We start from the raw sequence: 11,781 nt of genomic DNA, 5'->3' as shown, positions 1-11,781 counted from the left end.
CTTCTGCGCCGGCCCGCCGCCACCGCGGCCGTCAGCCGTTACGCGAGCCCGGACCCCGGTACCACCGGCGGCCCCGCCACCGCCAGACCCGCCCTCACCCCGGCGAACTCGCGTGCCCGCACACGGCACCCGGCACAGTCCGCCAGATGCTCCTCGAACCGGAAGGCGTCGGCGCTCCCGAGCGCGCCCAGCGCATAGGCCCCCACCCGGATGTGGGGTTCGGTCGTCTGCATGTACTGCGGTACGGGAACAAGCCACCCATCACTCAAGCCATCGGCCTTCGCACCCCCTAAACTCCGGCCTCATGCTGCGCGTACTCGCCGTCGACGACGAACAACCCGCCCTGGAGGAACTCCTCTACCTCCTGCGCGCCGACCCCCGTGTCCGCAGCGCCGAGGGCGCCACCGGTGCGACCGAGGCCCTGCGCCGCATCGGCAGCGCGGTGGAGGCGGGCCCCGACGATCCGTCCGCGATCGACGTGGTCTTCCTCGACATCCACATGGCCGGTCTCACCGGACTCGACGTCGCCCAGCTCCTCGCGGGCTTCGCCGCGCCCCCGCTCATCGTCTTCGTCACCGCGCACGAGGGCTTCGCCGTCCACGCCTTCGACCTCAAGGCCGTCGACTACGTCCTGAAACCGGTCCGCCGCGAACGCCTCGCCGAGGCCGTCCGCCGGGTCGCCGAGCAGGTGGGGGACCGCTCCGCGCCCGTCCACGACAGCGCGGGCGACCAGATCCCGGTCGAGCTGGGCGGCGTCATCCGATTCATCCCCATCGACGAGATCGCGTACGCCGAGGCGCAGGGCGACTACGCCCGCCTGCACACCGCCACCGGCAGCCACCTCGTCCGCATCCCGCTCACCACCCTGGAGGAGCGGTGGCGCTCCCGGGGCTTCGTCCGGATCCACCGCCGCCACCTCGTGGCGCTCGGCCGGATCGACGAGCTGCGCCTGGACGCGGGCAGCATGAGCGTGCGCATCGGGGAGGCCGAGCTGGCCGTCAGCCGCCGCCACACCCGTGCCCTGCGCGACCTCCTGATGCGCCAGGGCGGCCGCTGACCGAAGCCGCTAGGCCGCCGCTGACCTGGGGAGTCCTTCGCCGAACCCTTCCCAGCACGGCCCGCCGACGCCTACACTCCGAGCCCATGTCCGCAGAGCCATCGCCCCGGCGCGAAGTGGTCACGGGGGAGCCGCGGCGGGTGCGCCCGCTGCCCCGCTACCGCACCCAGTCGGAGATCGACGAGCAGACCGCACTCGGCGGCGCCTACGTGCGTTCGCTGATGCGCGGCCAACTGCGCGCCGGGCTCACCGTCTTCGGCGTCCTCGCCCTCGTCGCGGGCACCCTGCCCCTCCTCTTCGCCGCACTGGACAGCTCCGCCCTCGTCTGGGCGGTGCTCGGCTTCGCCACCTACCCGCCGCTCACCCTGGCCGCCTGGTGGTACGTCCGCAGGGCCGAGCGCAACGAACGCGACTTCGCCCGGCTGGTGGAGGGCCGCCCCGCCCCGTGAGCACCCCCGACCACATGGCGTCCTGGGTGGCGGTCGCCCTCGTCGTCCTCGCCACCGTCCTCGTGGGCGGCTTCGGCCTGCGCATCTCCCGTACGACCTCCGACTTCTACGTCGCCTCGCGCACCGTACGGCCCCGCCTCAACGCCGCCGCGATCAGCGGCGAGTACCTCTCCGCCGCCTCCTTCCTCGGCGTCGCCGGGCTCGTCCTCGTCCATGGCCCCGACATGCTCTGGTACCCGGTCGGCTACACCGCCGGATACCTGGTGCTCCTGGTCTTCGTCGCCGCCCCGCTGCGCCGCTCGGGGGCGTACACCCTGCCGGACTTCGCCGAGGGACGGCTCGAATCACGGCAGGTCCGCCGACTGGTCAGCGCGCTCGTCGTCGGCGCGGGCTGGCTCTACCTCGTGCCCCAGCTCCAGGGCGCCGGGCTCACCCTCAAGATCCTCACGGGCGCTCCGGGCTGGCTGGGAGACGTCCTCGTCGCCACCGTCGTGACCGCCGCCGTCGCCGCGGGCGGCATGCGCTCCATCACCTTCGTCCAGGTCTTCCAGTACTGGCTGAAGCTCACCGCGCTCCTGGTGCCCGCCCTCTTCCTGGTGCTCGCCTGGCAGGGCGACGGCCGGCCCCGGGTCAGCTTCGACGACCAGCTCGCCGTCTTCCGCGCCGACCACCCGCTGTACGCCACCTACGGGCTGATCGTGGCGACCTTCCTCGGCACCATGGGCCTGCCGCACGTCGTCGTCCGCTTCTACACCAGCCCCAACGGCCGCGACGCCCGCCGCACCACCGTCGCGGTCCTCGCCCTGGTCGGCCTCTTCTACCTGCTGCCGCCGATCTACGGAGCCCTTGGCCGGCTCTACACGCCCGAACTGCGGTACGGCGGAGACGCGGACGCCGCCGTGCTCCTGCTGCCCGCCCGCGTCATCGGCGGACTCGGCGGCGACCTCCTCGGGGCACTGATCGCCGGCGGGGCGTTCGCCGCGTTCCTGTCCACCGCCTCCGGGCTCACCATGGCCGTCGCCGGAGTCATCACCCAGGACGTCCTGCCCTCGCGCGGGGTACGCCACTTCCGGCTCGCCACCGTCCTCGCCATCGCCGTACCGCTCGCCGGTTCCCTGCTGGTGAGCCGGGTGCCGGTGGCCGACGCGGTGGGCATGGCCTTCGCCGTCTCCGCCTCCTCCTTCTGCCCGCTGCTCATCCTCGGCATCTGGTGGCGGCGGCTCACTCCGCCCGGCGCCGTCGCGGGGCTCCTGCTGGGCGGCGGCTCCGCTCTCGTCGCGGTGGCCATCACCGTCAGCGGAGCCGTACGTCCGCCGGGCTGGCCGCACGCCCTGCTCGCCTGGCCCGCCGTCTGGTCCGTCCCCGTGGGGTTCCTCGCGATGATCCTCGTCTCGCTCGCCACACCGGGGCGGACACCCCCGGGCACCAACGCCGCCATGACCCGTTTCCACCTCCCCGAGGCACTCTCCTCGGCGCGGTCCGCCGCGGGGCGGGAACGATGACCGGGGCAGCCCTCGCCATATCGGTGGTCCTGGCCGCGCTGCTGCTCGGCACCGGGTATCTGGTGGGCCGCCGCACCGCCCGGCCGCTGCGCCCCAGCGACGTCGGCACGCCCGTCGAGCACGCCACGTTCGAGACCCTGCACACCGCGTCGCTGGCCGCCCCGCCGCTGCGGGCCGGCCTCACCGAGGAGAGCGCCCGGCGCGCCGCCCGCCGACTGCGCTCGCTCCTCGGCACCGACGCCCTCTGCCTCACCGACCGGGACCGGGTGCTGGTCTGGGACGGTGCCGGGCACCACCACGGCAAGGACGTCATGGAGCACCTGAAGCTGCTCCTGGACAACGGCCGCCGCACCGCCTTCGACAGCGGCTGCGCCGACCTCGACTGCCCGCTGCGCTGGGCCGTCGCCGTTCCGCTCACCGTCGAGAACCGGGTCCTGGGCGCGCTGGTCGCCTACGCCCCGCGCGAGTCGGCGGTGCTGGCCCGGGCGGCGGGGGAGGTGGCCCGCTGGGTCTGCGTCCAGCTGGAGCTGGCCGAGCTGGACCGCTCCCGCACCCAGCTCATCGAGGCCGAGATCAAGGCCCTGCGGGCGCAGATCTCCCCGCACTTCATCTTCAACTCGCTCGCCGCCATCGCCTCGTTCGTCCGTACCGACCCCGAACAGGCCCGTGAACTGCTGCTGGAGTTCGCCGACTTCACCCGCTACTCGTTCCGCAGGCACGGGGAGTTCACCACGCTGGCGGACGAACTGCACTCCATCGACCAGTATCTGGCCCTCGTCCGCGCCCGCTTCGGCGAACGCCTCGCCGTGACCCTCCAGGTCGCCCCCGAGGTGCTGCCCGTCGCGCTGCCGTTCCTGTGCCTCCAGCCGCTGGTGGAGAACGCCGTCAAGCACGGCCTCGAAGGGGCGGTCACCCGCAGCCGCATCACCATCAGCGCCCTGGACGCCGGCTCGGAGGCCGAGGTGGTCATCGAGGACGACGGAACCGGCATGGACCCCGAACGGCTGCGGCAGATCCTGCGCGGCGAGGGCGGCGCCTCGACCGGCATCGGCCTGCTCAACGTGGACGAGCGACTGCGTCAGGTCTACGGCGACGACTACGGTCTGGTCATCGAGACCGGGGTCGGGGCCGGCATGAAGATCACGCTGCGGCTGCCCAAGTACCGTGCCGGGGTGCACGGTTCCTGACCGAGGGGATCAGCACAGGTGGACGGCCAGATGTCCCAGCGGCAGCCCCAGCTGCCAGGCGGGCGTCCAGACGCGGACCTCCCGGTCGCCCGTCGGGTCGGCCGCGGCGTCCCACGGAGCGGGGCCGATCGCGTCGAGGTCCGCCGCGAGCAGCTCGGTCTCCTCCAGCCACCGCCACGCCGCCCGCGCCAACGCCAGATCGGGGTCGCCGGGCTCGGCGTTCCGTACCGCCTCCGCCAGCCGCTCGCAGATCCAGGCGCGCCAGGTGCACTCGTACGCCGTGAGGAGCCGCAGCTCGTCGACCCGCGGTCCGGGCAGGGCTTGGGGAGCGGGCGCGTCCCGGGGAACTCCGCACAGGAACATCGTCAGCGCGAGGGCGTCGCGCCCCGCCCGGAACTCCAGGGTCGTCGGTTCCATCAGATCGCCGGTCCGTAACAGGTCGTCGGCGAGATACTCGGTGGACAGCCAGGTCATCGGCACCTGGAGCCCGTTCCCACCGGTCCCATCCGTATGCTCGGGACGCATCCCGTCTCGCCTCTTTCCTTGCTCGGTGCCGGGCTTCACGCAGCATTGAACCGGGGGCGGGCGCCCCGCGTGGGCAGAAGGGGAGGATCGCCCAGGAGATGCGAGGCAGTGAATGAGTGTCGACCCCGGCGACGACCCGCATGTGCGCCTGCTGCTGGGCGCGTACGTCCTGGACGCCCTGGACGCCGAGGAGACCTGTAGGGTCGCCCGCCACCTCCGGGGCTGCGACGGCTGCGCCCGGGTCTATGTGGAGATGGCCGAGGCCTCCGCCCTGCTGGCGCTGCTCCGGGCTGAGGACCTCCAGGAGTAGCCGGGCAGCGTCCGTGCGAGGACCCGCAGGGCGTAGTACGAGCGGGACTTGACGGTCCCCGCGGGGATGCCGAGCGCCTCGGCCGTCTCGCCGACGCTCAGCCCGCGGAAGTAGATCTGCACCAGCACGGCGCGGTGCTCGGGGCTGAGGGTGCGGACCGCCTCCCGGACGTCCAGGGCGCGGACGGCACAGTCCGCGGTGTCCAGGGCGTCCGGGGTGCTCTCCAGCACGGTGTCGCTGACCTCGACGGGACGGGCCTGCCGGGAGCGCCGCGCGTCGATGGCGAGGCGGCGACCCACCGTGAACAGCCACGGCCGCATCGAGTCGTAGGGCGCGTCGAAGGCCTCGGGGTGCTGCCAGGCGCGTACCAGGGTCTCCTGCACCAGGTCCTCGGCCCGCTGCCGGTCCCCGAAGGTCAGGCCGAGGAGGAAGTGGAACAGCGCGGGGCCGTGCTCCCGCTGCAACTCGGCGAGGGTCCGCTCATCGGTCGTCGTGGTGGTCCTCATGAACGCCCTCTCCCGCCGCGGCCCCTGGCGGCCTCGTTGCCGACTTGGCGTATACGAACGCATTCGGCGGCGCGGGAACAGGCGGTGCGCCGAGGCGTGCGACGAGCGGTCGCTCAGTGCGGCGAATGGTGCGGTGAACGGTCGAGGGGCCGTCGGGGTCGGCCGGTACGACCAGTTCAGCTAGGTATGCGGCAATGCTCCTTGCTTATCCGGTATGAAAATATGTGTAGTCGGATGGTCGTAATCATCCGAACATGGAGTCGAGCAGATGACGCAGCGCATCCGACCGGGCACCGCGGCCGCCATCGCCCTCCTGCTCGCCGCGGCCACCGGCTGCACCGGGCAGCTGTCCACGGCCCCCGCGCCGAGCGGGCCCCCCGGCGCCGCCCGGGGCGCCGGCGGCCAGGACGCCGACGGGCCCCGGCCGTTCACGCTCCTCGCCGCGGGCGACATCCTGCCTCACTCCTCCGTGATCGACCGGGCCGCCCTCGACGCGGGCGGCGCCGGCTACGACTTCGCCCCGATGCTGGCGGGCGTCGCCCCGGTCGTCTCCGCCGCGGACCTGGCGTTCTGCCACATGGAGACGGTGTACGGAGAGGAGGGCGGCCCCTACACCGGCTACCCGAGCTTCAAGTCGCCGCCCGAGGTCGCCACCGCCCTGCGCACCACCGGGTTCGACTCCTGCTCCACCGCCTCCAACCACACCCTCGACGACGGGGCCGAAGGGGTCTCGCGCACGCTCGGCGCGCTGGACGGGGCGGGCATCCGGCACGCCGGCTCCGCACGCACCGCCGCCGAGGCCGCCCGGCCCACGATCCTGCCCGCCGGGCCGGGGAAGGGTGCGGCCGAGGTCGCCCACCTCGCGTACACCTACGGCACCAACGACATCCCGGTCCCCGCCGACCGGCCCTGGACGGTCAACGTCACCGACGAGCGCAGGATCATCGAGGAGGCCAGGGCGGCCCGGCGGGCGGGCGCCGACGTCGTCGTCCTCTCCGCCCACTGGGGCACCGAATGGCAGGACGAGCCCGACGCGACCCAGCTGGAGCTGGCCCGGCGGCTCACCGCGTCCGCGGACGGGGGCCGCCCCGACATCGACCTGATCATCGGCACCCATGCCCATGTGCCGCAGGCGTACGAGAAGGTCAACGGCACCTGGGTCGTCTACGGGATGGGCGACCAGATCGCCGGAGCGATGATCAACTACGAGGGCGCACAGGACCCGCGCGGCAACCAGAGCTCGATGGGCCGCTTCACCTTCGCGCCGCCCGCGAAGCCCGGCGAGCGCTGGACGGTGAAGAAGGCGGAGTTCGTCCCGCAGTGGTACGACACCGACACCGGGCGTGCCGTCAACCTCAACGCCTCCCTCGACGACGGGGCCGAGCACCTCCGCGAGGTCCGCGACCGCATCCGCACCGTCGTCCTCGGGCGCGGAGCGGAGGGGGACGGGCTCCTGATGGGCAGGTGACTGCTCCTCACGGCACCACGGTGACCGGCCAGCGCCCCGCCTTCACCAGGCGCACGGCCACCGAACCGACGAAGCGGTGCCCGGCCGACTCCGACGCCCCGACCACCACCGCGTCCGCCTTCAGCTCGTCGGCCGCCGTCACCAGCCCGTTGTACGGGTCGCCCCGGAAGGTGTGGAACTCCCAGCGCATGTCCCACGCGTCACTGAAGCGCTCGGTCGCCGCGCGGATCTCGGAGACCAGGTCCTCCGCGACCTCGCCCGTGGCGTCGCTCACCGGCACGCCCAGTGCCGCGCCCGCCGTCATCACGGGCTGGACGTACACCAGGGCCAGCGTGGCGTTCTGCCGGCGGGCCAGTCCGGCGGCGTAGGCCGCCGCGCGCATCGACGAATCGGAGCCGTCGAGCCCCGCGACGATCACCTTGGGGCCGTCCGTACCGCGTTCGAACCGATGAGGCTGCTGCTCTGTCACGGCTCCGAGGCTATCGGCTCGTCCCGGAGGGGGGTCTCCGGGCCGCCGACCGGCCCGAAAGGAGATGAACATACTGCGTCGATCGTGTACAAAATGGGTCATGCTCGGTGTCGGCGGCCGGAGCGGACGTCCGGCCGTGCGAGCAGTTGGCCATGAGAAGTGATCACACCGGACCCGAACGCCGCACCCTGCTGAGGGTCGCCCTCGGCCTCGGAACCGCCGCCGCCGTGCACCTGATCGCCGCCGATCCCGCCTCGGCGCCCAGCCGCCCCGGTTCAGACCCGCCAGGCCGCCCGTGCGCGTCCGCCCCTTCGAGCGTCTCCCCGAGATCGGTCACTCGATGGTCCTGAGCTTCGACGACGGACCCGACCCGCTCTACACCCCGGACATCCTGGCCACCCTCCGCGAGCACCGGGTCCGCGCGATGTTCTTCGTCTGCGGAGAGATGGCCGTCGGCAACCCGGACCTGCTGCGGGAGATGGCCGACGACGGGCATGTGGTGGGCAACCACTCCTGGTCGCACCCCCTGATCCCGAAGCTCTCCCGCCCCGCGATCCGCGACGAACTCGGGCGCACCAGCGAGGCGGTGGACCGGGCGCTCGGGGCCCCGCCGCTCTGGTACCGCGCTCCCTACGGCGCCTGGAACCGCAACTCCTTCGAGATCGGGGCCGAGTTGGGCATGGAGCCCATGGCCTGGACCGTGGACACGCTCGACTGGAAGACGCCGGGCACCGGCACGATCGTCCGCCGGGTGCTGGACGGAGCGGCGCCCGGCGTCGTCGTCCTCTCGCACGACGCGGGCGGCGACCGCTCGCAGAGCGTGGCGGCCCTGCGCCGCTATCTTCCCCGGCTGCTGGACTCCGGCTACCGCATCACAGTGCCGCGCCGCCTCTGAGCCGAGGAGCGCGTCCGCGTACGACGGTGCCCCGGCGGCCTCGGGAATCCGAGGCCGCCGGGGCACCGTCGTGTGTGGGGAGCGCCGCCGTCAGCGAGTGTCGACGAGCCGGGCGAAGACCACCACGTTGCCGTCGTAGCCGCCCGCCTTGGAGTAGCCCCCGCCGCAGGTGATGACGCGCAGCTCCGCGTGGCCCGTGTCGCCGTAGACCCGGGGGCCGGGGAAGTCGTTCTTGGAGAAGACCTCCACCCCGTACACCTCGAAGATCCCGACCCTGCCGTCGTAGCGGGCGACCTCGACCCGGTGCCCCTTCTGGAGCGAGCCGAGGCCGTAGAAGACCGCGGGCCCGGACATGTTGTCGACGTGACCGACGACCACGGCGGTGCCGCGCTGGCCGGGGGCGATGCCGTTCTGGTACCAGCCGGCGAGGTTGGGGTCCTCGGCGGGCGGGGCGTCGATCCACCCGTTGGCGTCCAGATTGACGTCGATGACCGGGGCGTCGACGTCAATGGACGGGAGCTTCACCCGGGAGGCCGGGGCGTACGGCAGCGGCTGCACCGGCTCGCCCTCCACCGGCGGCCCCGCGGTGTCCTTGCCCAGGTCCAGCGAGGCGGCCGCCGCGGGCTGCGGGGGGCCCGCCTCCCCGAACTCCGTGCCGTTGCGCATGAGGGCGAGGCCGCTGAGCAGCACCAGGGCGATCGCACCCCATGGCACACGTCTGGTCCGCTCGGCGCCAGCGTAGTCCCGGCCCATGGTTCTCCCTTCGTCGCGACGCTGTGAACGCTAAGGGCGACGGGTCCGGGCGGCGATCAGGGAGGGGCGAACGGGTGGCGGCGGGACCGGCACCCTGCCGGGTGCCTGCCCATCGGAGTAATGAGCAGATAAAAGTTCTGACGGTCTGTGACCTGCGACTCCGTCAGTTCCGGGGGTTTTCGTACGGCGTGTCGCGTCACCGGGGTGGAGCAACGCCGAAGTGCGAGAGGACCCTCCGCTGGTGAGTGTTCGTCATGGGAGGCGTTCTCGTCGATCCAGCCCGGGGGACAAGCCCCCGGGGGCGTTTCCCGCTGGAGGTTCACACGATGCGTGTCTCACGCGCTCTCGCGGTCACCGCGACCGCCTTCGCGGCCGTCGGGCTGGCGGCCCCCATGGCCGCCGCCACCAACGGCCCGGTCAACGTCGCCGTCAACCCTCAGTCCGTCCACCAGGGCGGCACGCTCAAGATCACCGCGCAGGGCTGCGGTCACGGCGGCAAGGTCTGGTCGAACGCGTTCCCGACGACCACCCTCTCTCCGGGTGACGGCACCAACTTCGCCCACGCCCGGGTCCGGAACAACACCACTCCGGGGCAGTACCACCTCTCCGTGAAGTGCAGTGACAACGACCGGATCGCGACGCAGAAGTTCACCGTGCTCGCCGGGAACGGCGCGCAGGGCGGGCTCGGCGGCTCGATGGGTCCGAGCTCCGTGGAGATGCAGGTCGGCGGCGGTCTGGTGGCCGCGGCGGCCGTCGGTGGCGCGGTCTTCCTCGTCCGGCGCCGACGGACGAGCCATGCGGCGTTCTAGGGCGTCGAACCTCCCGCCCGGCCCGATACGCCCGTCGCCCCGAGTCCTGGATCAGGACCCGGGGCGACTGCCGTGCGCCGCATGCTCGCGGTCAGTGGCGGCGGTCGGCGGTGCGGCGGCGCGCGAAGTAGACGGCGCCCGAGGCCGCCACGGCCACCAGGGCCGCTCCGGCGGCGACCTCCACCGTGTCGGTGGAGCCGGAGCTTCCGCCGAGGCCGCCGCGCACGCCGCCCGGCACGAGCGCCGTCGAGCTGGCGGTCGGAACGGTGGTGGGCGTCGGAGTGGGGGTGCTCGTGGCGCCGCCGGTGATCGTCAGGTTGACGTTGCGGGAGGTGCCGGTGGAACCGCACGCGAACGTCACCGCGTACACGGCCCCCCGGCGGGCGTCCGTGTCGATGGTGGCGGTGGCCGTCGTGGAGCCGCTCGGGATGGTGGTGGTGTCGAAGATGCCCGAGGAGACGGTCGTCTCGCCCGTGCAGCCGCCGGCGCCGAGGGTGACCCGGCCGCCGGGTGCGATGACCGACGGGCTGATCGTCGGGTTGAACGTGCTGGTCGCCCCGTCCGGCGCGGCGTGGGCGGCGGACGGGGCCAGCAGCGTCAGGGCACTGGCGCCGAGCAGGGCGAGCGGTGCGACACGTATCGCGCGCATGGTGGATCCTCCGGGTTCCCCGAGGGGCAGCTGCGGAACCAATTTCCACATAGCAGGAAAAATGCACCTCGATGCCCGACACGCTAGGAGGGGTCACCCCGGCCCGCGATCGGGGTCCGGCGAATGGGTCAGCGGTGTCCCCCGGCCGGCTCACCGGCCGGGGGGTGCGGACTCAGCGGGCGGCCCCCGGGAACATGTCGAGGAACGGGTCCGCGGTGGCCGAGATGCCCCGGCCGAAGGGCGCGTCGAAGTCCCAGATCAGAAAGAGCAGGAAGGCGATCAACGCGCTGAACAGGCCGGCCAGGAGCAGTTCGCGGAAGGTTCTGCGGATCTGGAGGGTGAAGATCAGCCCCACGGTCACCAGCGCCCCGATGATCAGCCCGAACCAGACCACCCCCGGCATCGTCGCCCCGGCGTTCTGCCCGCGTGTGCTGCGGGCGTCGTCCGCCGCCGCCACCTGGTCGACCAGCGGCTGATAGGCCTGCCCCTCGTGATCGGTCCTGGGCACGTAGTCGGTGACGTCCGCGCGTACCTTGTCCAGCAACCGGGTGCCGCGCTCGGTGAGCGTGTTCCGGTCGGACATCACCTTCCACTCGTCGTGCACCACATGGTTGACGTAGGCGTCGACGTCCGCCCGGATGCGGTCGCGGACCTCCACCGGGTAGACGGAGGCGCGCGCCTGCACCTCGTGCAGCGCCTGCGCCTCGATGCGGACGGACTCCTGGGCCGCGCTGCGTCCCTCCCAGACCCCGGCGATGGCGAGCCCCAGGACGATCGCGTAGACCACGCCGATCATCATCGTCATGTACTCGATGACGTCGGGCGTCTCGGACGGGTCGTCGTCATCCCCGATCCGCCGGTTGTTCAGGACGGCGATGGTGAGGACGACCGCGCAGGCGGACGCCATGGCAATGCTCAGTACGAGCCATTCGGACATGCATATCTCCTGGTCAGCGGGACGATCGCGGCCGCAGCACAGCAACGGCGAACACCGCGGGGGCGGTGATGAGCAGCGTCAGGGACACCAGCGACGGTCCGCTCCGCGGCTGTTTGCGGGCCGGTTTGCGGTACGTCGGCAGTGCGACGGGCCGGGGGCGCGGTGGCTCGGTCCGCTCCGGGGGCTTCGGTGATGGCGAGGGTTTCGGTGGAGGCGCGGGGGCCGGTGGCGGTGCGGGTTCCGGTGGCGGCGCGGGCGCCGGTGG

General features: G+C 72.7%; 15 protein-coding genes and 1 pseudogene. 9 read left to right on the top strand and 7 right to left on the bottom strand.

Annotated elements, in window-relative coordinates; translation table 11 throughout:
* Positions 1-38: 38 nt before the first annotated feature.
* Positions 39-233 carry a zf-HC2 domain-containing protein gene (locus HET64_RS30000; RefSeq protein ID WP_374105589.1) on the bottom strand — a complete coding sequence of 65 codons (195 nt, stop codon included), beginning with the start codon at positions 231-233 and terminating at the stop codon, positions 39-41.
* Positions 234-304: 71 nt separating this feature from the next.
* Between HET64_RS30000 and HET64_RS29995 the strand changes: the two genes are divergently transcribed.
* The 4 genes from HET64_RS29995 to HET64_RS29980 all read left to right on the top strand — a co-directional run bounded on the left by HET64_RS29995 (position 305) and on the right by HET64_RS29980 (position 4,195).
* Positions 305-1,057 (top strand): LytTR family DNA-binding domain-containing protein, encoded by a 753-nt coding sequence (locus HET64_RS29995; RefSeq protein ID WP_215110291.1) that lies wholly within the window; start codon positions 305-307, stop codon positions 1,055-1,057.
* Positions 1,058-1,143: 86 nt separating this feature from the next.
* Positions 1,144-1,506, top strand: coding sequence for a hypothetical protein (locus HET64_RS29990; protein WP_215110290.1), 363 nt, complete (start codon positions 1,144-1,146; stop codon positions 1,504-1,506).
* The gene (locus HET64_RS29985) at positions 1,503-3,008 is read left to right on the top strand and encodes a cation acetate symporter (protein ID WP_215110289.1); all 1,506 of its coding nucleotides are present in this window, start codon (positions 1,503-1,505) and stop codon (positions 3,006-3,008) included. The genes HET64_RS29990 and HET64_RS29985 overlap by 4 nt, the downstream gene beginning before the upstream one ends.
* Positions 3,005-4,195, top strand: a complete 1,191-nt coding sequence (locus HET64_RS29980; RefSeq protein WP_215110288.1) for a sensor histidine kinase — start codon at positions 3,005-3,007, stop codon at positions 4,193-4,195. The genes HET64_RS29985 and HET64_RS29980 overlap by 4 nt, the downstream gene beginning before the upstream one ends.
* A 9-nt stretch (positions 4,196-4,204) precedes the next feature.
* Here HET64_RS29980 and HET64_RS29975 read toward each other — a convergent pair whose 3' ends face one another.
* Positions 4,205-4,720, bottom strand: a complete 516-nt coding sequence (locus tag HET64_RS29975) for a hypothetical protein (RefSeq protein ID WP_215110287.1) — start codon at positions 4,718-4,720, stop codon at positions 4,205-4,207.
* Between the two features lie 112 nt (positions 4,721-4,832).
* Between HET64_RS29975 and HET64_RS29970 the strand changes: the two genes are divergently transcribed.
* The gene (locus HET64_RS29970) at positions 4,833-5,030 is read left to right on the top strand and encodes a zf-HC2 domain-containing protein (RefSeq protein WP_215110286.1); all 198 of its coding nucleotides are present in this window, start codon (positions 4,833-4,835) and stop codon (positions 5,028-5,030) included.
* On the opposite strand, the gene HET64_RS29965 is transcribed toward HET64_RS29970, so the two are convergent.
* Entirely contained in the window at positions 4,964-5,536 is a 573-nt protein-coding gene (locus HET64_RS29965) for a sigma-70 family RNA polymerase sigma factor (protein WP_215110285.1), read from the bottom strand. The genes HET64_RS29970 and HET64_RS29965 overlap by 67 nt on opposite strands.
* Before the next feature lie 268 nt (positions 5,537-5,804).
* Between HET64_RS29965 and HET64_RS29960 the strand changes: the two genes are divergently transcribed.
* Positions 5,805-7,004 carry a CapA family protein gene (locus HET64_RS29960; protein WP_215110284.1) on the top strand — a complete coding sequence of 400 codons (1,200 nt, stop codon included), beginning with the start codon at positions 5,805-5,807 and terminating at the stop codon, positions 7,002-7,004.
* 7 nt (positions 7,005-7,011) lie between these two features.
* On the opposite strand, the gene HET64_RS29955 is transcribed toward HET64_RS29960, so the two are convergent.
* Complete coding sequence (locus tag HET64_RS29955) at positions 7,012-7,473, bottom strand: universal stress protein (protein ID WP_215110283.1); 462 nt, start codon at positions 7,471-7,473, stop codon at positions 7,012-7,014.
* 152 nt (positions 7,474-7,625) lie between these two features.
* Here HET64_RS29955 and HET64_RS29950 point away from each other — a divergent pair.
* A pseudogene (locus HET64_RS29950) lies at positions 7,626-8,368 on the top strand (polysaccharide deacetylase family protein).
* A 90-nt stretch (positions 8,369-8,458) separates the two neighbouring features.
* On the opposite strand, the gene HET64_RS29945 reads toward HET64_RS29950, so the two are convergent.
* Positions 8,459-9,121, bottom strand: coding sequence for a class F sortase (locus HET64_RS29945; RefSeq protein ID WP_215110282.1), 663 nt, complete (start codon positions 9,119-9,121; stop codon positions 8,459-8,461).
* Positions 9,122-9,447: 326 nt separating this feature from the next.
* On the opposite strand from HET64_RS29945, the gene HET64_RS29940 reads away from it, so the two are divergent.
* Positions 9,448-9,930 carry a hypothetical protein gene (locus tag HET64_RS29940; RefSeq protein ID WP_215110281.1) on the top strand — a complete coding sequence of 161 codons (483 nt, stop codon included), beginning with the start codon at positions 9,448-9,450 and terminating at the stop codon, positions 9,928-9,930.
* A 91-nt stretch (positions 9,931-10,021) separates the two neighbouring features.
* Here HET64_RS29940 and HET64_RS29935 read toward each other — a convergent pair whose 3' ends face one another.
* A complete protein-coding gene (locus HET64_RS29935; protein WP_215110280.1) occupies positions 10,022-10,579 on the bottom strand; it encodes a hypothetical protein in 558 nt (185 codons plus the stop codon).
* 172 nt (positions 10,580-10,751) lie between these two features.
* Positions 10,752-11,516, bottom strand: a complete 765-nt coding sequence (locus tag HET64_RS29930; protein ID WP_215110279.1) for a DUF4239 domain-containing protein — start codon at positions 11,514-11,516, stop codon at positions 10,752-10,754.
* Between the two features lie 68 nt (positions 11,517-11,584).
* Here HET64_RS29930 and HET64_RS29925 point away from each other — a divergent pair.
* On the top strand, positions 11,585-11,781 hold a 197-nt coding region (locus HET64_RS29925), incomplete at its 3' end, for a hypothetical protein (protein ID WP_215110278.1).

The sequence above is a fragment of the Streptomyces sp. McG3 genome, assembly GCF_018619185.1.
In the GTDB taxonomy this organism is placed as follows: Bacteria; Actinomycetota; Actinomycetes; order Streptomycetales; family Streptomycetaceae; genus Streptomyces.
The sequence above is the reverse complement of the archived record's forward strand: the minus strand, read 5'-3'. Positions and strand labels throughout refer to the sequence as shown.

Excerpts from the sequence above, each read along its gene's own strand:
- HET64_RS30000 (WP_374105589.1), bottom strand. The coding sequence starts at position 233 with ATGCAGACGACCGAACCCCACATCCGGGTGGGGGCCTATGCGCTGGGC.
- HET64_RS29995 (WP_215110291.1), top strand. The coding sequence starts at position 305 with ATGCTGCGCGTACTCGCCGTCGACGACGAACAACCCGCCCTGGAGGAA.
- HET64_RS29990 (WP_215110290.1), top strand. The coding sequence starts at position 1,144 with ATGTCCGCAGAGCCATCGCCCCGGCGCGAAGTGGTCACGGGGGAGCCG.
- HET64_RS29980 (WP_215110288.1), top strand. The coding sequence starts at position 3,005 with ATGACCGGGGCAGCCCTCGCCATATCGGTGGTCCTGGCCGCGCTGCTG.
- HET64_RS29975 (WP_215110287.1), bottom strand. The coding sequence starts at position 4,720 with ATGCGTCCCGAGCATACGGATGGGACCGGTGGGAACGGGCTCCAGGTG.
- HET64_RS29970 (WP_215110286.1), top strand. The coding sequence starts at position 4,833 with ATGAGTGTCGACCCCGGCGACGACCCGCATGTGCGCCTGCTGCTGGGC.
- HET64_RS29965 (WP_215110285.1), bottom strand. The coding sequence starts at position 5,536 with ATGAGGACCACCACGACGACCGATGAGCGGACCCTCGCCGAGTTGCAG.
- HET64_RS29960 (WP_215110284.1), top strand. The coding sequence starts at position 5,805 with ATGACGCAGCGCATCCGACCGGGCACCGCGGCCGCCATCGCCCTCCTG.
- HET64_RS29945 (WP_215110282.1), bottom strand. The coding sequence starts at position 9,121 with ATGGGCCGGGACTACGCTGGCGCCGAGCGGACCAGACGTGTGCCATGG.
- HET64_RS29940 (WP_215110281.1), top strand. The coding sequence starts at position 9,448 with ATGCGTGTCTCACGCGCTCTCGCGGTCACCGCGACCGCCTTCGCGGCC.
- HET64_RS29935 (WP_215110280.1), bottom strand. The coding sequence starts at position 10,579 with ATGCGCGCGATACGTGTCGCACCGCTCGCCCTGCTCGGCGCCAGTGCC.
- HET64_RS29930 (WP_215110279.1), bottom strand. The coding sequence starts at position 11,516 with ATGTCCGAATGGCTCGTACTGAGCATTGCCATGGCGTCCGCCTGCGCG.